20 protein-coding genes are annotated in these 21,884 nt (G+C 52.7%); 3 read left to right on the top strand and 17 right to left on the bottom strand.

Annotation, left to right across the window (positions count from 1 at the left end):
- Positions 1 to 17 precede the first annotated feature (17 nt).
- The 15 genes from atpD to ravA all read right to left on the bottom strand — a co-directional run bounded on the left by atpD (position 18) and on the right by ravA (position 16,542).
- Complete coding sequence (gene atpD / locus RAC60_RS15325) at positions 18 to 1,415, bottom strand: F0F1 ATP synthase subunit beta (protein WP_006121202.1); 1,398 nt, start codon at positions 1,413 to 1,415, stop codon at positions 18 to 20.
- Between the two features lie 30 nt (positions 1,416 to 1,445).
- Positions 1,446 to 2,312, bottom strand: a complete 867-nt coding sequence (gene atpG, locus RAC60_RS15330) for a F0F1 ATP synthase subunit gamma (RefSeq protein WP_006121201.1) — start codon at positions 2,310 to 2,312, stop codon at positions 1,446 to 1,448.
- Between the two features lie 52 nt (positions 2,313 to 2,364).
- A complete protein-coding gene (atpA, locus tag RAC60_RS15335; RefSeq protein WP_028725331.1) occupies positions 2,365 to 3,906 on the bottom strand; it encodes a F0F1 ATP synthase subunit alpha in 1,542 nt (513 codons plus the stop codon).
- A 14-nt stretch (positions 3,907 to 3,920) separates the two neighbouring features.
- Positions 3,921 to 4,454, bottom strand: coding sequence for a F0F1 ATP synthase subunit delta (gene atpH / locus RAC60_RS15340; RefSeq protein ID WP_006121199.1), 534 nt, complete (start codon positions 4,452 to 4,454; stop codon positions 3,921 to 3,923).
- Positions 4,455 to 4,468: 14 nt separating this feature from the next.
- On the bottom strand, positions 4,469 to 4,939 hold the full coding sequence (atpF, locus tag RAC60_RS15345; protein WP_013023933.1) for a F0F1 ATP synthase subunit B: 471 nt from the start codon (positions 4,937 to 4,939) through the stop codon (positions 4,469 to 4,471).
- A 102-nt stretch (positions 4,940 to 5,041) separates the two neighbouring features.
- A complete protein-coding gene (atpE, locus tag RAC60_RS15350) occupies positions 5,042 to 5,281 on the bottom strand; it encodes a F0F1 ATP synthase subunit C (RefSeq protein WP_003849523.1) in 240 nt (79 codons plus the stop codon).
- A 48-nt stretch (positions 5,282 to 5,329) separates the two neighbouring features.
- Complete coding sequence (gene atpB, locus RAC60_RS15355; RefSeq protein ID WP_033737226.1) at positions 5,330 to 6,148, bottom strand: F0F1 ATP synthase subunit A; 819 nt, start codon at positions 6,146 to 6,148, stop codon at positions 5,330 to 5,332.
- Between the two features lie 8 nt (positions 6,149 to 6,156).
- Complete coding sequence (gene atpI, locus RAC60_RS15360; protein ID WP_006121196.1) at positions 6,157 to 6,540, bottom strand: F0F1 ATP synthase subunit I; 384 nt, start codon at positions 6,538 to 6,540, stop codon at positions 6,157 to 6,159.
- 689 nt (positions 6,541 to 7,229) lie between these two features.
- Complete coding sequence (gene rsmG / locus RAC60_RS15365) at positions 7,230 to 7,847, bottom strand: 16S rRNA (guanine(527)-N(7))-methyltransferase RsmG (RefSeq protein WP_006121195.1); 618 nt, start codon at positions 7,845 to 7,847, stop codon at positions 7,230 to 7,232.
- Positions 7,848 to 7,894: 47 nt separating this feature from the next.
- Positions 7,895 to 9,784, bottom strand: a complete 1,890-nt coding sequence (gene mnmG, locus RAC60_RS15370; protein ID WP_033737220.1) for a tRNA uridine-5-carboxymethylaminomethyl(34) synthesis enzyme MnmG — start codon at positions 9,782 to 9,784, stop codon at positions 7,895 to 7,897.
- A 431-nt stretch (positions 9,785 to 10,215) separates the two neighbouring features.
- The gene (mioC, locus tag RAC60_RS15375; protein WP_033737219.1) at positions 10,216 to 10,656 is read right to left on the bottom strand and encodes an FMN-binding protein MioC; all 441 of its coding nucleotides are present in this window, start codon (positions 10,654 to 10,656) and stop codon (positions 10,216 to 10,218) included.
- A gap of 154 nt (positions 10,657 to 10,810) precedes the next feature.
- Positions 10,811 to 11,272, bottom strand: a complete 462-nt coding sequence (gene asnC / locus RAC60_RS15380) for a transcriptional regulator AsnC (protein WP_006121192.1) — start codon at positions 11,270 to 11,272, stop codon at positions 10,811 to 10,813.
- A 103-nt stretch (positions 11,273 to 11,375) separates the two neighbouring features.
- Positions 11,376 to 13,514: a 5-histidylcysteine sulfoxide synthase gene (gene ovoA / locus RAC60_RS15385; protein WP_058701550.1), complete on the bottom strand. Its 2,139-nt coding sequence runs from the start codon at positions 13,512 to 13,514 to the stop codon at positions 11,376 to 11,378.
- A 74-nt stretch (positions 13,515 to 13,588) separates the two neighbouring features.
- Positions 13,589 to 15,049: an ATPase RavA stimulator ViaA gene (gene viaA / locus RAC60_RS15390; protein WP_033737214.1), complete on the bottom strand. Its 1,461-nt coding sequence runs from the start codon at positions 15,047 to 15,049 to the stop codon at positions 13,589 to 13,591.
- Entirely contained in the window at positions 15,046 to 16,542 is a 1,497-nt protein-coding gene (gene ravA, locus RAC60_RS15395; RefSeq protein WP_039339253.1) for an ATPase RavA, read from the bottom strand. Before ravA ends, viaA begins: the two co-directional genes overlap by 4 nt.
- Before the next feature lie 271 nt (positions 16,543 to 16,813).
- Here ravA and kup point away from each other — a divergent pair, with 271 nt between their 5' ends.
- On the top strand, positions 16,814 to 18,682 hold the full coding sequence (kup, locus tag RAC60_RS15400; protein WP_006121188.1) for a low affinity potassium transporter Kup: 1,869 nt from the start codon (positions 16,814 to 16,816) through the stop codon (positions 18,680 to 18,682).
- 30 nt (positions 18,683 to 18,712) lie between these two features.
- On the opposite strand, the gene qseC is transcribed toward kup, so the two are convergent.
- Both qseC and qseB read right to left on the bottom strand, forming a co-directional pair.
- The gene (gene qseC / locus RAC60_RS15405) at positions 18,713 to 20,053 is read right to left on the bottom strand and encodes a quorum sensing histidine kinase QseC (protein ID WP_375093981.1); all 1,341 of its coding nucleotides are present in this window, start codon (positions 20,051 to 20,053) and stop codon (positions 18,713 to 18,715) included.
- Positions 20,041 to 20,712 (bottom strand): quorum sensing response regulator transcription factor QseB, encoded by a 672-nt coding sequence (qseB, locus tag RAC60_RS15410; protein ID WP_006121187.1) that lies wholly within the window; start codon positions 20,710 to 20,712, stop codon positions 20,041 to 20,043. The genes qseC and qseB overlap by 13 nt, the downstream gene beginning before the upstream one ends.
- Positions 20,713 to 20,873: 161 nt before the next feature.
- On the opposite strand from qseB, the gene RAC60_RS15415 reads away from it, so the two are divergent.
- Together RAC60_RS15415 and rbsD are read left to right on the top strand one after the other, a co-directional pair.
- Complete coding sequence (locus tag RAC60_RS15415; protein ID WP_006121186.1) at positions 20,874 to 21,275, top strand: YgiW/YdeI family stress tolerance OB fold protein; 402 nt, start codon at positions 20,874 to 20,876, stop codon at positions 21,273 to 21,275.
- Between the two features lie 182 nt (positions 21,276 to 21,457).
- Complete coding sequence (gene rbsD, locus RAC60_RS15420; RefSeq protein ID WP_006121185.1) at positions 21,458 to 21,877, top strand: D-ribose pyranase; 420 nt, start codon at positions 21,458 to 21,460, stop codon at positions 21,875 to 21,877.
- Positions 21,878 to 21,884: the final 7 nt, after the last annotated feature.

Below are 21,884 nucleotides of genomic sequence, written 5' to 3' on the forward strand. Positions count from 1 at the left end.
CTCCTGGGAAACCGTTATTACAGTTTCTTCGCTTTTTCGACCGCTTCTTCGATGGCACCAACCATGTAGAAGGCCTGCTCTGGCAGGTGGTCAAATTCACCTTCCATGATGCCTTTAAAGCCACGGATGGTGTCTTTCAGCGTCACGTATTTACCTGGAGAACCGGTGAACACTTCTGCTACGAAGAACGGCTGAGACAGGAAGCGCTGAATCTTACGCGCACGTGCCACCAGCAGTTTGTCTTCTTCAGACAGTTCGTCCATACCCAGGATGGCGATAATGTCTTTCAGTTCCTGATAACGCTGCAGCAGTGACTGTACGCCACGTGCAACATCGTAGTGCTCCTGACCCACAACCAGTGGATCCAGCTGACGGCTGGTTGAGTCCAGCGGATCAACGGCTGGGTAGATACCCAGAGAGGCGATCTGACGGCTCAGGGTGACTGTTGAGTCTAAGTGAGCAAAGGTAGTTGCCGGTGACGGGTCAGTCAGGTCATCCGCAGGGACGTAAACGGCCTGTACGGAGGTGATTGAACCGGTTTTGGTGGAGGTAATACGCTCCTGCAACACACCCATCTCTTCTGCCAGCGTTGGCTGATAACCTACCGCAGATGGCATACGACCCAGCAGTGCAGAGACTTCTGTACCGGCCAGGGTATAACGGTAGATGTTGTCGATGAACAGCAGAACGTCACGGCCTTCATCACGGAATTTCTCCGCCATGGTCAGACCGGTCAGTGCAACGCGCAGACGGTTACCCGGCGGCTCGTTCATCTGGCCATACACCAGCGCAACTTTGTCGATAACGTTGGAGTCAGTCATTTCGTGGTAGAAGTCGTTACCCTCACGAGTACGCTCACCTACGCCGGCAAATACCGAGTAACCTGAGTGCTCAGCCGCAATGTTACGGATCAGCTCCATCATGTTTACGGTTTTACCCACACCCGCACCACCGAACAGACCGACTTTACCGCCCTTCGCGAACGGACACATCAGGTCGATAACCTTGATGCCGGTTTCCAGCAGTTCCTGCGAGTTAGACTGCTCTTCATAAGAAGGCGCAGGGCGGTGAATAGAGGAAACCTCTACTGCACTGCCATCTTCTTCTTTCAGGTCGCCTTTCATGTCGATAGGCTCGCCCAGCACGTTCATGATACGGCCGAGGGTTGCTTTACCAACCGGTACCTGGATCGGTTTTTTCAGGTCGGCAACTTCCAGACCGCGCTTCAGGCCGTCAGAAGTACCCATGGCGATAGTACGCACTACGCCACCACCCAGCTGCTGCTGAACTTCCAGCACCAGACGAGCATCACCATTCTTAACCTCAAGAGCGCTGTACACTTGCGGTACTGCATCCTGAGGGAATTCGACGTCAACTACGGCGCCGATAATCTGGACAATCTTTCCAGCTGCCATCTTGAATCCTCTACCTAATTCCAAACCTGGTTAAACCGCGGAGGCTCCCGAGACGATCTCGGTAAGTTCCTGGGTGATGCTGGCCTGACGAGCTTTGTTGTAAACCAACTGCAGCTCTTTGATCAGATTTCCGCCGTTATCGGTTGCAGCTTTCATTGCCACCATACGTGCGGCCTGCTCACTGGCCAGGTTTTCCACCACACCCTGATAAACCTGCGATTCGACATAGCGACGCAGCAGCGTATCCAGCAGCGCTTTCGGATCGGGCTCGTACAGGTAATCCCAGGTCTTCGCCTTCATCTCTTCTTCACCTTCCGCTGGCGGTAACGGCAGCAGTTGGGTAATGGTCGGAGTCTGAGACATGGTGTTGTTGAACTTGTTGTTAACAATGTACAGCTTGTCGATACGGCCTTCATCGTAGGCCTGCAACATCACTTTTACCGGGCCAATAAGATCAGACAGCGCAGGCTTATCGCCCATGCCAGTGACCTGTGCCACTACATTGCCACCAACAGCGCCGAAGAATGACACGCCTTTCGATCCCACAATGGCCAGATCGCTCTGTACGCCTTTGTCGGACCAGGCCTTCATCTCTGCCAGCAATTTTTTGAACAGGTTAACGTTCAAACCACCACAAAGCCCGCGGTCAGTCGAAACGACCAGGTAGCCGACGCGCTTAACGTCGCGCTCATCCAGGTAAGGGTGCTTGTATTCCAGATTGCCTAACGCAAGGTGACCAATCACTTTGCGCATGGTATCTGCATACGGACGGCTGGCCGCCATGCGTTCCTGCGTTTTACGCATTTTGGAGGCGGCGACCATTTCCATCGCTTTGGTGATCTTCTGCGTATTTTTTACGCTTCCAATCTTGGTACGTATTTCTTTTGCGCCGGCCATTAGCTTCTCCTCAAAGCCTTGCGGCCTGCCTTTTCAGACAAGCCGCCAGACATTACCAGGACTGGGTTGCTTTAAACGTCTCGAGGAGGCCTTTCAGCTTCTCTTCGATGTCGTTATTGAAGTTACCAGACTGGTTGATTTCAGCCATCAGCTCGGCGTGATCGCGATCTGCGAACGCCAGCAGAGCCGCTTCGAAGCTACCAATTTTTGCCAGCTCAACGTCGTTCAGATAGCCGCGTTCCGCTGCGAAAAGAACCAGACCCTGTTGCGCGACAGACATCGGCGCATACTGTTTCTGCTTCAGCAGCTCGGTCACTTTCTGACCGTGGCTCAGCTGTTTACGGGTTGCATCGTCCAGATCAGACGCAAACTGGGAGAATGCAGCCAGTTCACGGTACTGTGCCAGCGCGGTACGAATACCACCGGACAGTTTCTTGATGATCTTGGTCTGAGCAGCACCACCTACACGGGATACAGAGATACCCGGGTTAACAGCCGGACGGATACCGGAGTTGAACAGGTTAGATTCCAGGAAGATCTGACCATCAGTAATCGAGATTACGTTGGTCGGAACGAACGCAGAAACGTCACCCGCCTGAGTTTCGATGATAGGCAGTGCGGTCAGAGAACCGGTCTGGCCTTTTACTTCACCATTGGTGAAGCGCTCAACGTAGTCAGCGCTAACGCGTGATGCACGCTCCAGCAGGCGAGAGTGGAGATAGAACACGTCGCCCGGGAATGCTTCACGACCTGGTGGACGGCGCAGCAGCAGAGAAATCTGACGGTATGCAACAGCCTGCTTAGACAGGTCATCGTATACGATCAGCGCATCTTCACCGCGGTCACGGAAGTATTCGCCCATGGCGCAACCCGCATACGGAGCCAGGTACTGCAGTGCAGCAGACTCAGATGCAGAAGCCACAACAACGATGGTGTTAGACAGCGCACCGTGCTCTTCCAGTTTACGTACCACGTTAGAAATGGTTGACGCTTTCTGACCAATCGCAACGTAGACACACTTGATGCCTGAATCACGCTGGTTGATGATGGCGTCGATTGCCATCGCGGTTTTACCGGTCTGACGGTCACCGATGATCAGCTCACGCTGGCCACGGCCGATTGGAATCATCGCATCGACAGATTTGTAACCCGTCTGAACAGGCTGGTCTACGGACTGACGATCGATAACACCGGGTGCAATCACTTCGACTGGCGAGAAGCCGTCGTTGTCGATTGCGCCTTTACCGTCGATAGGTGCACCCAGGGTGTTCACCACGCGGCCCAGCAGGCCACGGCCAACCGGTACTTCCAGAATACGGCCAGTACACTTGACCTTCATGCCTTCGGCCAGGTCAGCATACGGACCCATCACCACGGCACCTACAGAGTCACGCTCGAGGTTCAGGGCGATAGCGTAACGGTTTCCCGGCAGGGAAATCATCTCACCCTGCATTACATCGGCCAGGCCGTGTACGCGGATGATACCGTCACTTACAGAAACAATAGTACCTTCATTGTGAGCTTCGCTCACGACATTGAACTGAGCAATGCGCTGCTTGATCAGTTCGCTGATTTCGGTGGAATTCAGTTGCATATGCTCCAGTCCCCTTAAGACTGCAAGACGTCTGCCAGACGGTCAAGACGGCCGCGTACGCTGCCATCAATCACCAGATCACCCGAACGGATGATCACGCCTGCCATCACAGACTTATCAATTTTGCAATTCAGCTTAACTTTGCGTGACAGACGTTTTTCCATCGCGGCGCTGATTTTAGTCAGCTGGTCGTCACTCAGCGTGCTGGCAGAAATGACATCCACTTCGGCCGTCGCTTCATACGCGTCCCGAAGTTGAATGAATTGCGCCAGTACAGCTGGAAGCGCTGTCAAACGTCCGTTTTCCGCCATCACCTTAATCAGGTTCTGCGCGGGTTCATCCAGTTGATCACCACAGACTGCGTTAAACGAGGCAGCCAACGCTTCAGGTGCTAACGCACCGGAAAGCAGGTCAGCCATCTGTTCATTGGCAGCCACTTCTGCGGCAAACGCCAGCATCTTTTGCCAGCGTTCAATACTTTGATGCTCAACAGCAAAGTCAAAAGCTGCTTTGGCGTAGGGGCGAGCTACAGTAATCAGATCAGACATCAGCCCCTCCCTCCTTACAGTTCAGCGACCAGTTTATCAACGATGTCGCTGTTAGCAGCTTCATCCACGGAACGTTCGATGATCTTCTCGGCGCCAGCCATTGCCAGCAACGCGACTTGCTTACGCAGTTCTTCACGTGCACGTTTACGCTCGGCGTCAATTTCAGCCTGCGCTTGTGCCACGATGCGAGTACGTTCGTTATCAGCTTCAGTCTTGGCTTCGTCCAGAATCTGCGTGCGACGCTTGTTCGCCTGCTCGATAATGACCTGAGCTTCCTCTTTCGCTTTTTTCAGCTGGTCGGTCGCATTAGCCTGCGCGAGATCCAAATCTTTCTTCGCGCGTTCAGCAGAAGCAAGGCCTTCAGCAATTTCTTTCTGGCGCTTTTCGATGGCAGCCATAATCGGCGGCCATACGTACTTCATGCAGAACGCGACAAACAGGATGAACGCGATGGCCTGGCCGAGGATTGTTGCATTAATGTTCACAGCACAATGCCTCTAATTAAGTAGTAAACTTTTCTGCCGCTATCAGTGATAAACGGCAGAATCCGTTCACGCCTGCGCCGGGCGCAGAGTGAACACAGGGCTTTAGGCGACAGCAAACATCACGTAGAGGCCCAGACCAACAGCGATCATTGGGATTGCATCCACCAGACCCATTACAACAAAGAACTGCGTGCGCAGCAGAGGAATCAGGTCAGGCTGACGAGCAGCGCCTTCCAGGAATTTTCCTCCGAGGATGCCGATACCGATCGCAGCACCGATTGCCGCCAGTCCCATCATCACAGCGGCAGCCATGTACAGCAGATCCATATTCAGGTTTTCCATGACAGTCTCCAGTTTGTTTCAGTTAAACGCGTATTGTTGAGAAAAAAATCAATGTTCTTCAGATGCCATCGACAGATAGACAATCGTGAGGACCATGAAGATGAAAGCCTGTAGCGAAATGATCAGGATGTGGAAAATGGCCCACGGCACATTCAGAACCCACTGTGACCACCACGGCAACAGACCGGCAATAAGGATAAAGATCAGTTCACCCGCATACATGTTACCGAACAGTCGCAGACCGAGAGAAACCGGTTTGGACAGCAGGCTAACACCTTCCAGAATCAGGTTGATGGGGATAAAGATCGGGTGATTAAAAGGCTGCAGCGTCAGCTCTTTCGTGAAGCCGCCAATGCCTTTCATTTTGATGCTGTAGAACAGAATCAAAATAAAGACGCCCAACGCCATAGATAACGTGATGTTCACGTCTGCGGACGGCACAACGCGAAGCGCTGGCAGGCCTAACCAATGCTCACCGATATACGGCAGCAGATCGATTGGCAGCAGATCCATGAAGTTCATCAGGAAGACCCAGACAAAAATTGTCAGAGCCAGCGGGGCGATAAGTTTACTTTTACCGTGATACATGTCGCGCACGTTGCTATCAACGAAACCGACAACCAGCTCGATAGCCGCCTGCATTTTCCCTGGCACACCGCTGGTGACGCTTTTCGCCACGCTACGGAACAACACCAGGAAGATAACTCCCAGCACCAGAGAGAAAAACATGGAATCGATATTTAATACCCAGAACGTCGCGGGAGCGTCGTGAGCATTCACTAACTCGAAGGTACGCAGGTCCAACTGAAGATGAGTCAGGTGGTGACCAATGTACTCTTGCGGAGTAGAGATTTCTCCTGCAGCCATGATGCCTCTTACCCTTTGTTGTTAATTACCGCCGGTGCCAACATCTGTACGACCAGCACCGATAACCAGGCTACTCCGACCGGCCAAAAGACCGCATCGAATACACCCAACGCCACAATGAGCAAAATAATGGTCGCGAACACTTTGGCTATTTCACCCAAAGCAAAGCTCCATGCGACGCGCCCCGATGCCGGGGTTTGCCCTTGCAGGCGCCAGGCTATAAACAAGAACAACACGTTCGGCAGCCAGGCTGCCACGCCGCCAGCAAGTGCAGAGGCGCCCCAGGTCATATCTTTCAGGGCAAAAAAGAGAACACCGACGATGACAATGGTCACTAACTGAATCATCAGCACCGTTCGGGCGTATTTTACACTGTAAAGAGACACTGACATGACGCTGATACTCTCCTGCCCCTTTAGGGGTATGTCGCGTGTCGTATAAGACTGCCTTTGTGCATTTGAGTCAAGTAGCAAAAGCCGTGCAAATTATACGGGCCGCACCTGTGATTTCAATCGTTAAGTAACGAAAAGGTGAACAATTATCTAAATTTCTTTCCGAAGGACTATTTTTCCAAAGATAGAGAGCAGGTCGTTACGAATTACACGCCGAAAAGTTCGGTCGTCATGCTGTTTTAAAGCGTGCTTTAGATCACATAATAAGCATTCGCACCGTAGCAGGTTTTATCGTCCTGTAATTACCTGAGCTAAGAATCAATAAATAAACCCTTTATGGACAGTCACTTAAAAAGAATTACCGCCTCATTTTTTCGTAATGGCGATAAAAAGGGTCTATTGACATCGAAGACGGGTTCAGAATCGTAAAATGCTTATTCCCCGTGACCACATTTCATTGCCGTTTAACCGGATAATGGGTGATTCACACCTGGAAAATTCCAGCAATGCGTGATTATTTTGATAAAAAGTTGTGAAGTAAAAGTTAAATGTGAAAAAGTTTTTCAGATAATTTCCGCGTGGGTATTTAACATTGCGAGGTGAAATAACCGATGAGACAAATGTCGCCCTACCGCATCTTTGGTAACACATGCACCGTGCCTCGTCGTCGCGCACGGTGCAAACTTCAGCTATTCACGTCCGATAATGACCAGGTGACGTTCACCCTCAAGCTGAGGTACCCGCAATGCAACCACGCTATCAAGCGCATAGCCCGCAGGCAGGTTGGCAATTTCATCATCAGGCCGTACGCCTTTAAGAGCATAAAAGTGGCCGTCTTCCGCCGGTAAGTGGTGGCACCAGCTCACCATATCGTCCAGGGAGGCAAAAGCACGGCTGATGACGCCGTCAAATGGCGGCTCTGCAGGAAAGTCCTCTACCCTGCTCTGCACTGGCGTGATATTGGTCAAACCGAGTTCATGCTGGACCTGCCGTAAAAAACGCACACGCTTACCGAGGCTGTCCAGTAAAGTGAAATGCGCATCAGGCATGACGATGGACAGAGGAATACCAGGTAAGCCCGGCCCTGTCCCGACATCGATAAAGCGGGCACCTTTAAGATGCGGCGCAACCACAATGCTGTCCAGAATATGGCGCACCAGCATCTGCTGGGGATCCCGTACGGACGTCAGATTGTAGGCTTTATTCCATTTATCCAGCAGCCCGACGTAGGCTACCAGTTGCTGTTTTTGTTGATCGGTAAGAGAAATGTTTGCCGCTTGCAGCAGCGAAGTGAGTTTGTTGATCACAGCATCAGTCCAGTCAGCGGGGGCGGGTAAGCCCGCCCCGGTTCAGATCAGGCGCTTTTGCGCAACAGACCTTGTTTTTTCAGGTAAATAAGTAAAATCGAGATTGCCGCAGGCGTAATGCCTGAAATGCGTGACGCCTGACCAATTGACGTGGGTTTATGATCGTTCAGCTTGGCGATAACTTCATTGGACAGACCGCTGACCTGACGATAATCCAGCGTCGCAGGCAGTAATGTATTTTCGTTTCGCAGCTGACGTTCAATCTCTTCCTGCTGGCGCGCAATATAACCTTCGTATTTCACCTGGATTTCGACCTGCTCAGCAGCCTGCTCATCGGTTAACGCCGGGCCAAATGCTTCCAGCGTCATCAGTTTCAGGTAGGTCATTTCAGGACGACGGAGCAAATCTTCACCGCTGGCTTCTTTCGTCAACGGTGCGCTGGTTACGGTATTCACGTCGGCGATGTTTGCGGATTTAGGATGGACCCAAATATCACGCAGTCGCTGACGCTCCTGCTCGATCGCTTCCAGCTTCTGGTTAAAGCGCGCCCAGCGCGCATCGTCCACCAGACCGAGTTCGCGACCCGTTTCCGTCAGACGCAAATCGGCGTTGTCTTCACGCAGCATCAAACGGTATTCAGCACGCGAGGTAAACATGCGATACGGTTCTTTGGTGCCGAGCGTACAAAGATCGTCCACCAGCACGCCCAGATAGGCCTGGTCACGACGCGGCGCCCAGCTTTCCTTATCAGCAGACTGTCTTGCCGCATTCAGGCCTGCCAGCAAGCCCTGGGCCGCCGCTTCTTCGTAACCGGTGGTGCCGTTGATCTGGCCAGCAAAGAACAGACCGGCAATAAATTTGCTTTCCAGCGTGGGTTTCAGATCACGTGGGTCAAAAAAATCATACTCAATGGCATAGCCCGGGCGCACGATTTTTGCATTTTCCATACCCTGCATAGAACGTACGATCTGCATCTGCACATCGAATGGCAGGCTGGTGGAGATACCGTTCGGGTAGATCTCGTTACTGGTCAGCCCTTCAGGCTCAAGGAAAATCTGATGCGAATTGCGATCGGCAAAGCGCATGACTTTGTCTTCAATCGAAGGGCAATAGCGTGGGCCGATCCCTTCGATGATCCCGGCATACATGGGGCTACGATCGAGGTTATTGCGGATCACATCATGCGTTTTTTCATTGGTATAGGTGATCCAGCACGGAACCTGCTGAGGATGCTGTGACGCGCTTCCCATGAACGAAAACACAGGCATGGGGTTGTCGCCATGCTGCGGCGATAACACGCTGAAGTCGATGCTACGTGCGTCAATACGCGGCGGAGTGCCGGTTTTCAGACGATTAACACGTAAGGGTAACGCACGCAGACGTTTCGCCAGCGGGATAGAAGGGGGATCACCCGCGCGTCCACCGCTGTAGTTATCCAGCCCGATATGAATTTTCCCGTCAAGGAACGTGCCCACGGTTAACACAACGGTTTTGGCACGGAACTTCAGGCCCATTTGCGTCACAGCACCGACGACACGATCGTTTTCAACGATGAGATCATCGACGGCCTGTTGGAAGATCATCAGGTTGGGCTGATTCTCCAGTGCTGTACGCACAGCCTGACGGTAAAGCACGCGGTCGGCCTGCGCACGCGTTGCCCGAACAGCAGGGCCTTTACTGGCGTTTAGTATCCTAAACTGAATGCCGGCCTGGTCGATCGCGCTGGCCATCAAACCGCCTAAGGCATCCACTTCCTTTACCAAATGTCCTTTGCCGATACCACCGATCGCCGGATTGCAGGACATTTGTCCCAGCGTATCAATGTTATGGGTCAGTAACAGGGTTTGCTGACCCATTCGGGCTGCTGCCATGGCAGCTTCCGTGCCCGCATGACCACCACCAATAACGATGACGTCAAAAGGATCTTGATAAAACATGAAGTGGTACCTCGTTGATGAATAGTCAGAGATCGTTCTCTCTGGGCGGTGGATTCTACTGAAATTATGGCTGAGGCGAAAGCAGCGGGATCGTCAGGTTTAAAAGATAAGATCTTTATTCTTTATATGATCTCTCTGTTAGATCTCTTATTAGGATCGCCATGCCTTGTGGATATCTGCGGAAACCTCAAAGGAAACAAGTTGGTAGCGAGGATCGATACCTGTGAATGATCGGTGATCCCGATCCGTATAAGCTGGGATCAAAACAGGTCCTTATCCACAGCTCAGAAAGTAAACTACGGTTGTTCTTTGGATAACTACCGGTTATACGCAGAAAAGCAGGGTAGTTATCCACAAAACAAACAGCAGGATCCGACGAAAAACAATATTATCTGCTGGGGATCGTCATTATTTCACGATCCCACACCCGCTCAGATCGCGGATTTCCAGGTCATCACCCATTCTTCAGCCGGATCTTCAGGGATCTCATGTTCGAGAATATCGATTTCCAGTCGTTCACCGATACGCTGCGCGCCGCAGGCAATCAGCAGAGCATCAATATTGCGGATGGCGCCACAAAACAGATCGTACTCATGATTGCCAATGCCAACAGCCCCAAAACGGACGGCAGACAGATCGGGACGGCTTTCATTAATAGCATCATAAAAAGGTTGCAGATTGTCAGGTAACTCACCGGCGCCGTGGGTTGAACTTACCACCAGCCAGATGCCTTCCTGCGGCACCTCTTCCAGCTCAGGGCCATGCAGCATCTGCGTAGAGAAGCCCGCTTCCTGCAGTTTTTCTTCGAGATGTTCGGCAACATATTCGGCGCTGCCTAAGGTGCTGCCACTGATTAACGTAATGTCGGCCATCGTGCTCTCCTGAGGTGAAGCCGGTATTGTACGCTGTGATCAAGCAGTGATCCACCTGTGGAAAACAAGGTTATTAGTTTAGATAAACCCGATACAGCCGTTGTCAGACGGCTGATCGTCAAAGGATAAGATTGTGCACAAGCCAGTGGAAAGATCAGGGCTTGATGGTTCGCATAATTGGATTTTGCAGTGAGATCAGTGTCTCAGTGGACTGGATTTCGTCGATGGTCTGGATCTTATTGATTAATACCTGCTGCAGGGCATCGATAGAACGACACATGACTTTAATGAAAATACTGTAGTGCCCGGTGGTGTACCAGGCTTCCACGACCTCATCCAAGGCTTCAAGCTTGCTGAGGGCTGCCGGGTAATCACGGGCGCTTTTCAGGATAATGCCGATAAAACAGCAGACATCAAAACCCAGCTGACGCGGGTCGATCTCGACCCGCGTGCCCAGAATGATGCCCGCCTGCTTCATCTTTTCGACGCGTACATGAATCGTTCCCGGACTGACATTGAACTGTTTGGCCAGCTCGGCGTAGGCGGTTCGCGCATTTTCCAGCAGGGCATTCAGAATGCCCCGGTCCAGATTATCCAGCTGCAGATGGTCAGGCATTGTCATCCTCGTTATCGTTTTTCTTCAATGAACTGAGGAGAATGTGCAGCAAAATAACGGCCCTGGCAACCAACGGACAGCGGCACGTGCCGCTGCCCACGGGTTAACGCTTACGCCAGAGCGTGACCTGGGCAAGCGTGTGCTGGAACTTACGGGCGGTTTCACGAATCACAAACGGCACGTCCTGTGGCGAACCGATTTGCTCAAAGTCTGCCGCCAGCAGGCGTTGTAGCGCCTGTAAGGTCGTCAGCGCTTCGCCATTTTCCCTTACCCCGCCCAACCAGTTTTCCTTCGGCGTAAACTCTTCAAGCCAGGTGTATGGCGATGACAGAACCAGAAGGCCACCCGAGCGGATCATGGGGGTGACATCATGAAGGAACCGGGCCGGCTGGCGCAGGCGATCAATCAGATTTGATGCCAGGACCAGATCGTAACGTGTAGGCTGGGGTTTCATATTACAGGCATCACCCTGGATAAACTGAATACGCTTTGCCTGTTCGCTGGTAACAGAAAAGTCCTTAAGCCTTACCTGACGATACTCAACCAACTCGCCTTCTTCCGGCACGACATAACGGAAATCCTCACCCGTGGTCAGCTGTAACGCGACATCAATAAAGCGTGCCGAGTAATCCATGCCGGTCACATGCGCAAAGTGACGAGCCAGCTCAAAGCTCGCGCGGCCCGTCGCGCAGCCGATATCCAGTGCCTCTCCGCGGTTCTTACAGTGCGGCAGCGCCAGTGTGACCAGCGCTTCTGCATAGTTATCAACGCCGAAATACCGTGGGCCGTATTGGAAATCGAGATATTGTGAAACCATGCTGTCGGTTTCATAAGGGTTCAGCGCCATGGTTTCCTGATGGGAAGAAACGACATAGCGGAAGCCGGCATGCTGGAAAAAGTGGCGACGGAAGGCATAACGTGACGATTTAATGGCTTCATTGCCAGTCGATATCCAACTGCCACCTTTAATAAGTGAATGCTTACCATCAAAGGTAGGTGTCGAGAAATCATCGTAAAGGGGATGAACTTTGAAGCCCTCAAAGCCATTGGTTGGCGTAGTCGTCCACTGCCAGACGTTCCCCACGATGTCAAAGAACTCACCCTGTGGGAAGCGATCAACAGGACAGGATGAAGCCCAGTAGGCCAGGTTTATGTTGCCCGGCGCCTGATCCCAGTCTGGCTGGTCGCCTTCAACCTGTTCACGCAACTGGTACCATTCTGCTTCGCAAGGCAACTGCACAGATTTTCCGGTTTCCTCGGCTTTCCAGCGGCAAAACGCGGCCGCTTCCAACTGATTCACCTCAGCAGGCCAGTCCCATGGCATTGCCACTTCTTCGCACATCAAACGCAGTTTTAGCTGATCGGGCATCGCGGCGTTGCCGACCCAGAAGGTCGGCATTGTCGCCCTGGCAAACTTACGCCAGCCCAGCCCTTCTTCATCCCACCAGCGATCGTTCTGGTAACCGCCCGCTTCGATAAAGGTATAAAACTCGGCATTACTGACCAGCATTTTGCTGGCTTTAAACGGTTTCAGCTCGGTCTGCTGCGTGCCGTATTCGTTGTCCCAGCCGTAGGTGTCATCGGTTTTACCCAGCGTAATCAGTCCGCCTGGCTGAGAAACCAGGCTGTTTGTCGGGACGGACTGGCGATCGTGACGCGCTTCGCTGCAGACCGGCCATTGTGGTTGAGGTTTTACCCATTCAACCGGTAACTGCCGAATCAGTACGCTGGATGTTTCAAGATGAATACGTTCATGCTCAATGCCCATCAAAATAACCCAGGCCGGACTGTCCCAGCTAACAGGCAATTCCAGCGGCATCGTTTCAATAAACTGCGTCACCAGTGCTTTCACACTGCCGCGATAATCGCGTACAGCTTCCACTGAAGGCCAGTCATAGTGACTGTCATTAAGATCATCCCAGCTCATTTCATCGACGCCTATTGCCAGCATCGCTTCGATGCGATCGTCAATACGTGAGTCGATGTAGCGGCCTGCCATGAGCTTGTTTATATAAAAGGTGGCGGTGTGGCCGAAATAGAAGATCAGCGGATGACGCAGCGGTATCGCTTTTGTAAACCAGGCGCGTTGATCGTTGAGGCAGGTAAACAGATCCTCGTACAGCGCCCAGGTCTGGTTGAAATAAGCCAGGAGCTCGGCACGTTTTTGTTCGACGTTTTGGCCAGAGAGCAGCAATGTTCGGGTTGGGGCTGGCAAATCATGATGGTGTTGAACAGCGTTCACAGGGCACTCCAGATTGCTGAATAAGTAATTGCAGATATTTACTATAAAGCAAAATGGAATTTCTGCCGTAGGGCTTAACGGCGCCAGTGACGCAATAAACGGCTTTTTATGCCGGTATCAAAACGCCAGATATGGTCAAAGATACGCATGATGCCGGGTTTTCCGTGCGCAGACATGGCGACAGCGTGAAAGCGTTGCTGCTGCTGTTGCTGGCGATGTTTAACGCTGCGCACAACCTCATCTGGCAGGCGTTGCGCGATAAAATCAGACACGATGACGGCATCCGCATCCTGCCATTGCGGCCCTTCCATGCGGGCAATGACGGCGGAAAGGCAGGCTGCCAGGTCGGTGCCACCGCGAAAACGCTGGCTGAGAAAACGAATGGCCTGCTCCAGTCCGTCATCGCCCGTTAATTCGTAACCAATTACGTCATGCGCGAATAACATGATGTAACAGCGCCGCCGATCGGCCAGCGCAATCTTGAGAAGGGCCAGGCAAAAGGCTTTTGCACATCGCTCATTGAAACCGCCCATCGAGCCGGACGTATCGACACAAACGATAAAGGGGCCACGTGGCTGTTCTTCATGCTGCTGGTGGCTGACCGGACGCTGAGTGATCTTTTCGTGCCAGGCGTCACCCTGAAGTTTGTAAGTAAGTAATCGCTTCTCTACTAGGCGTCGGTAAAACTCAAGTTCCAGTTCACTGACGCTTAATGCCGCAAGCTCGGGCGGTAATAAACGCAGCACATCATCGCTCTGATGAATACCGCTGACTTCTTCCGGCACGGCATCCGGTTCGCGTACCAGATGATGGAATGTTTCCAGCGGGGCATCCTGTGAAGGCACCGACTTTGCTTCCCGGCTGCGGCCCAGTTGCTGAGCCAGCTTCATTAATTCAGGCTGCTGCGCAAGAAAATCCCCATATTGCAGCATCAACTGGTAATCGCCGTGCTGGAGCGGGGCTTTGCCCATATCCCACAAGCGTCCGGCTGCGGCTTCGTCATCATCCGCCAGTACCGGCGCCAGCTGCCCGCTCAGTGCCATACGTTGCTGCAACTCTGCCATCAGACGTTCACGCTGCTGCTCAAGGAGTTGTTCATTCAGCGTGAGCGTTTGCAGTGTGAGGCTGAGCCGCCAGCGTTGCAGGAATAAGGTATGTTGTGCGGTGCTGAGATTACCGGGATCGTTATGCAGCAGCAGCCGTCGAGCTTCCTCTAAGAAAGGGGACGTCAGGCGTTCGAGGTGAGCAAGCGTTTCATCAAGTTGCTGGCTAAATTCACGATCGCTGAGTAACTGAATACGCTGAAACAGCTGAAATTCTTCCGCCAGCATGTCGGGAACGGGCGTGGCTTTGAGTTCGGCGTCAATCTCGGCTTTCCAGCGAGGGACGTCACGTAGCAGCGCCTTCTTCATACCGGGGAATTTTTCAAAGAACAGCGCCAGCTGTGGAGACGCGAGTAAGGCCAGAATAAGCTCTTCAATCAGGTCCGTTTCGCCGATTGACAGCAATGTACTCAGCGTCTCCAGTGAGATCATTTACGCGCCTGTTTGAGCTGTTCCGCCACATCCTGCAGGCTGGTTTCGACGCGTGCCAGCCAGTCATCGCTGATAAACAGGCAACGTTGCTGCTGGCTGAAAAGGTGACGCTGTTGACGCAACTGGCCGTCAAGTTCATCCAGCGCGTCGCTGATTTCCTGCGGCAAGGCATCGGCGCTGCTGGCACCCGGCAATGTCAGCCTGGCGGTTTGCAAACTGACGTCGCGTATCGCCAGGCAGTGCTGCGCATCCACCAGCAAATCCAGCGTCTGCGCAAAACCGATGCCATTTAATTTACCGCGCACATCACCACCTTTTTGCAGCCAGTGATCCAGCGCTTCGCGCTCGATCACCAAATGCGTCACCTGCATGTCGTGCAGCACCAGGGGTTTCTGCAACATCAGGGTTAACTGTGCCTCGGTAAAGCTTTCGGGCAAATCGTAATGGGGTTTACGGCTAAACATACCGCTGTGCTTTTCCAGCGTGATCGCGGCAGCGACGCTTTGCTGCTGTTGCAACGCCAGCCGGCGCGCTTTGAGCTGCTGGAGTTTCAGCAGTATCGTTTGCTGTTGCCAGGCGTGCTGCGTCATCAACTGATCGATTTCACTGTCCAGAATTTTCATCGACGCGATGTCGTGCCACAGGCAGTCCTTAAGCAGGATCAGATCGAGGGGCGCTATCGCATTGCGGCCACTGTAAAAAGCGCTGGCCTGCAACAGGTGAATGGCTTTTTTCCAGCGGCGATCGGAAATGTAGGGTGCCTCTGGTAGCTTCTCCAGGTGCTGACGTAGCTGGTATATCAGTTCAAAGACATTATCCGGCAACGCAACCTGACTGATGCCTTGCTGCCATTGCACATATTCTTCGTCACTGATGCGCAGCGACTCGGCTACCGGATTGTCATTTTCATCCTGCTGGTGGGTCAGCATGCTGCGGAAGTTTTGTTTTTCATGCACGTTGTCCAGCCACAGGCGGATCAACATACGGTCATACAGGGCTTCCAGTCCGCTGTCGGCTTCCGGTAACTCATTCGAGGCGGTGACCAGCAGGCGCATCGGAATTTTTTCTTCGCTATCGCCATTACGAAAGCGGCGTTCGTTGATGGCGGTGAGCAGCGTATTCAGGATGGCCGGGCCGGCTTTCCAGATCTCATCCAGAAAAACGATTTCAGCGTCCGGTAAATAACCTTTGGTCAGCCTCTGATAACGGCCTTCATCTTTCAATGCCTGGATGGAAAGGGGACCAAAGACTTCTTCCGGTGTGGAGAAGCGGGTCATCAAATATTCAAAGGCACGGGCATGTTGAAAGGCGCATTTCAGTCGGCGGGCAATCAGGCTTTTTGCAATACCTGGCGGGCCAAGTAAAAAAACGCTTTCGCCGCTAAGTGCGGCCAGCAAACAAAGGCGAATGGCATGATGTCGCTCATACAAACCTTTTTCTAACGCATTGCTGAGACGAGAAATTCTTTCTGCCAAAAGATGGGGTTGAGCCATAATCACATCTATGTCCTTACGATCGTCGAGCCGCAGCGTTTTAGCGAACGCAATACTCTATAGGGTATGATGCGCGAAAGCGTTAATCGATGTCAGCTTTTTTGTTTCAGAAGGTTCGATAGCGCGGCTTTTAATGTTAATAAGAACGCAAGAAATCAGGGGATGACCGCCTGTAACCCTGACGGCGGAGTATAAATTTTCGTGAATACGTGCATACTGTGCGCTTTTTGATGGCTTGAGCGCCTCTCAGAATCTAACAAAAGATCATTTTATGAGCTCTGATAATAAGCACTCACTAGGCGGATTAACGCTGGCGGCTATTGGGGTCGTCTATGGCGATATCGGTACCAGCCCGCTTTATACCTTACGCGAATGTCTTTCGGGACAGTTTGGTTTTGGCGTTGAACGGGATGCCGTCTTTGGCTTTCTTTCGCTGATTTTCTGGCTGCTGGTGCTGGTGGTCTCGTTGAAATACATCAGCTACGTTATGCGTGCTGATAATGCCGGAGAAGGCGGTATTCTGACGCTGATGTCGTTGGCGGGCCGACATACGGGCGGGCGCATAACGGCAACGCTGGTAATTATGGGACTGATTGGCGGCAGCTTCTTCTATGGCGAAGTGGTGATTACGCCAGCCGTCTCCGTGCTGTCAGCGATTGAAGGGCTGGAAATCGCCGCGCCCAACCTGGACAGCTATATTGTTCCGCTGGCAATCACCGTGCTTACGCTGCTGTTTATTATCCAGAAACACGGTACAGGGATTGTCGGTAAACTGTTTGCGCCGGTCATGCTGCTGTGGTTTATCGTGCTGGCAATACTGGGCGCACGAAGCATTGCCAACAATCCTGAGGTACTCCAGGCGCTGAATCCTTACTGGGCGCTGCACTTCTTTGTGGAATATAAATCGGTGTCCTTCTTTGCGCTTGGCGCCGTTGTGCTGGCGATTACGGGCGTTGAAGCGCTGTATGCAGACATGGGGCACTTCGGTAAGTTTCCTATTCGCCTGGCGTGGTTTGTGGTGGTGCTGCCGTCGCTGGTGCTCAACTATTTTGGTCAGGGCGCGCTGTTGCTGAAACACCCGGAAGCGATCAAAAACCCGTTTTTCCTGCTGGCACCCGACTGGGCGCTTGTCCCCATGTTGATTCTGGCAACGTTAGCCACCGTCATCGCCTCGCAGGCGGTTATTTCCGGCGTATTCTCGTTAACCCGCCAGGCCGTGCGTCTCGGCTATCTGCCGCCCATGCGCATTGTTCATACCTCAGAAAAAGAGTCAGGCCAGATCTATATCCCAATCATTAACTGGCTGCTCTATTTCTCTGTGGTAATTGTGATTATTGGTTTTGAGCATTCGAGTAATCTCGCTGCGGCATACGGGATTGCGGTCACGGGCACAATGGTGCTGACCTCTGTGCTTTGCGCGACCGTCGCGATAATGAACTGGCACTGGAATCGCTATCTGGTTGGACTGATTTTGATTGCCATGCTGTGCATTGACGTATCCCTGTTCTCGGCCAACCTGATCAAGATTTTCTCCGGTGGCTGGCTGCCGCTGACTCTGGCATTGATGATGTTTATCGTGATGACGACATGGAAGAGTGAACGCTTCCGTTTGCTGCGTCGTATGCATGAACACGGCAACTCTCTGGAGGCAATGATTGCTTCTCTGGAAAAATCGCCGCCTGTGCGCGTGCCCGGAACGGCGGTTTATATGTCACGCGCACTAAATGTGATCCCTTTTGCCATGCTGCATAACCTTAAGCACAATAAGGTGCTGCACGAACGCGTGGTGTTATTAACACTGCGCACAGAAGACGCGCCCTATGTGCATAACGTCAGACGCGTGACTATCGAACAGTTGTCGCCGACCTTCTGGCGTGTGGTAGCCAGTTACGGCTGGCGTGAAACGCCAAACGTAGAGGAGATTTTCCATCGTTGTGGGCTGGAGGGACTGAACTGCCGCATGATGGAGACCTCATTCTTTATGTCTCATGAGTCGCTGATTATCGGCAAACGGCCATGGTATCTGCGACTGCGCGGCAAGCTGTTCATGACGCTACAGCGCAATGCGCTACGGGCGCCCGATCAGTTTGAGATTCCGCCTAACCGGGTGATTGAACTGGGTACCCAGGTCGAGATTTAACAGCGTGCGCCTGCCTGTCAGGCGCTTTTTTTACCAGCTCAGGCTGACGCACAGCCCGCCTTCCGGAAGCTGACTGAAGTGCAGCGTCATGCCATGTAACTGGGCAATATTGCGCACAATGGATAAACCTAATCCACTGCCGCTTTTCTCCTGCCCTGGCGGACGCCAGAAACGCTCACCCAGTCGTTGTAGCGCGTCGGGTGATAAACGGTTGCCGTTATCTTCCACTCGCAATCTTCCAGACTGAAGAATCAGATCCACGTTGCTGCCTGGCGGTGTATAACGAATGGCGTTATCAAGCAGATTCCTTATCAGCAAAGACAGCAGCAAGGGATGTCCCGAAATGACCGGATCGGCTTCAGCATTGAAGCGCAACCGGATATCACTTTTCTCTGCCAGCGGCAACTGTGAGGCCAGGGTTTCCTGCGCCACTTTCTTCAGCATGACGGGCTGGAACGCGTTACGGGCATCCTCTGCTTCAATACGCGACAGCGTCAGTAACTGATCCACCAGACGTGTCGCCCAGACAATGCCCGCATCCAACTGCTGAAGTGCATGCGTGCGCATTGCCTCGTCATCGGCGGCCAGTTGGATGACCTCGCTTTGTACCTGCAGGGCCGCCAGCGGACTGCGTAATTCGTGCGCCGCATCGGACGTGAAGCGGCGTTCCCGCTGCACCATCGTATGAATTCGACCAAACAGCCCATTCAGCGCGTCAATGACCGGGCGCACCTCTTTCGGCACGCGGTCAGCCTGTAAAGGCGCATCATCATCAGGTGCGCGTTGAGCCAGTTGCTGGCTGAGCTTTTTTAGCGGGCGGAGTTCATACCAGACCAGGCCCGTTAACATCAGCAGCATAAAGGGGAGTGAAATCAGCCAGGGCAGCGTGCTGGTCTTCACGATATCGTTGGCCATGTCATCCCGGTATTCCCATTCCTGACCCACCACTACGCGGTAGCGTTGATCGGGCGTGGTCAGCCAGACTAACCGCCAGGGATCGTCATCGTCCCTGAGCTGACCATTCAGAAAGCCCTGATGATCGGCATTAAAGAGAAGATCTTTGCCGTTATCGCCATCGTTGAGGACCGGTTTTCCATCACGCGTAAAGACGGCAAAGGCCAGCGCATCATCATCCTGTTCGCCCCGGTTATGGGGCAGTATTTTTTTACTCCTGGGAAGCGAGGTTTCGTTCACTGAGGTGAAATTCAGCGTCAGCAGGCGCTTTGCAAGTAACAGTTGCTGCGTATCAAACAGCTCATTGATCGTTTCGCGCGTCTGGTAGCGAGCGCTCAGCGTGGCCGCTCCCCAGCAGATGCCGAGTATCAACATCAGGCCAATGCCCAGACGCAGGAATAAGCTCATCGATCGCATTCGCTTTCCCCCAGCGTATAGCCCACGCCGTGAATCGTGCGAATAAAGCGTTGGCCTAATTTCCTGCGCAGATGATGAATATGCACCTCCACCGCATTACTCGAAACCTCGGTATCCCAGGTGTAAAGTTTTTCTTCTAACTGGCTGCGCGTCAGCACGCGCCCCGGGTTACGCATAAACAGTTCCAGCAGCGCCATCTCGCGGCTTTTTAGTTCAACGCTGGCCCCGTTTTGTACCACGCTGAGGTTACCGGGGATCAATACGACATCGCCGTGACGCAGTTCGGGTTGCAGTTGCCCGTGGCGTCGTCGAATCAGTGCCTGTAAACGCGCGGCGACTTCGGTCAGCGCAAAGGGTTTGCACAGATAATCGTCCGCGCCCATCTGTAATCCTTCAACCCGTTGGTCGAGTGCATCGCGCGCCGTCAGAATGAGTACCGGGACATCGTAGCCCTGCTGACGCCACTGACGCAGAATGTCCAGCCCGTCACGCTCCGGCAGGGACAAATCAAGCACAACCGCATCCCACGGGGCGGCATTCAGGGCCTGAAATCCGGCCTCGCCTGAGACAAACCAGTCGACGCTAAACCCCAGCTTGCTGAGTCCAGCCTTAATGCCGTCGCCGATCAGGCGATCGTCCTCAATCAGTAAAATGCGCATCGTCTCTCCCTTTTAATAAGCGATTTATACGAAGCGAAATGGCGGTTGTACAGCGAGTCTGGCTAAAAAAAAGAGGATATTTTCCCCTTAAGATCCTGTTAATAACTGTGTGGTTTACTGCTTTCACTGAAAGAACGGATTCACAGACAAGAGGTGACGAAATGAAAAAGTATGCTGCACTTATCGCTGTAACACTGTTAGCGTCTGCGCCTGTACTGGCGGCACAACAAGGCGGTTTTGTTGACCCGAATGCGCCTGCACCGGCAGCACACACGCAGCAGGGTGGTTTTCACGCCGATCACACCAGCGTCGTGACGGTGAAGCAGGCTGAAGCGATGAAAGATGACAGCTGGATTACCGTAAGGGGTCAGCTTGAAAAACAAACGGGTAACGAAGATTATTTGTTCCGCGATGAAAGCGGCACAATGACGGTCGAGATCGACCATAAGCGCTGGAATGGCGTCACGGTTTCGCCGAAAGATCGGGTTGAGCTGACAGGTGAACTGGATAAAGATTTCAACAGCATTGAACTGGATGTGAAACAGGTTAAGAAGCTCCCTTAATCACCCGTGACCGGACCGTATTGACGGTCCGGTTTTCCTTTCAGAACAGTACCTAACTCAAATTCCCTCCGGCAATATCGAAACGTTTCGATAGCGATCACAAATTTCTTCTCCAGTGGTTGAATTGTAACCTTCTTTTTATACACTCCAGAAAGCGAAACGTTTCGCTCTGGAGTGGAAAAATGAAAAAAGGTCGCCTGTTAAACGCTGAACTCTCTTACGTTATCGCCCGCCTGGGCCATACAGATACGTTGACGATCGCTGATGCGGGGTTGCCCATTCCGGCAGAAACGCAGCGTATCGATCTGGCACTGATACCGGGTACGCCAGGCTTCATGCAGGTGGTGGAAGCGGTAACGCATGAGATGCAGGTGGAAAGCGCCTTTATCGCGGAAGAAATTAAGCAACACAATCCGCAGCTCCATAGCGAACTGATCGCCGTGCTCGACGCATTGCAACAGCACCAGGGAAATCGCATTACCATCCGCTACATCAGTCATGAACAGTTTAAACAACAAACACAACGTAGCCAGGCGGTCATTCGCAGCGGAGAGTGCTCTCCGTATGCGAATGTCATCCTGAGTGCCGGTGTGACCTTCTGAGGCCGTT

The sequence above is a fragment of the Pantoea sp. BR_17 genome (assembly GCF_041955125.1).
Classification (GTDB): domain Bacteria; phylum Pseudomonadota; class Gammaproteobacteria; order Enterobacterales; family Enterobacteriaceae; genus Pantoea; species Pantoea stewartii.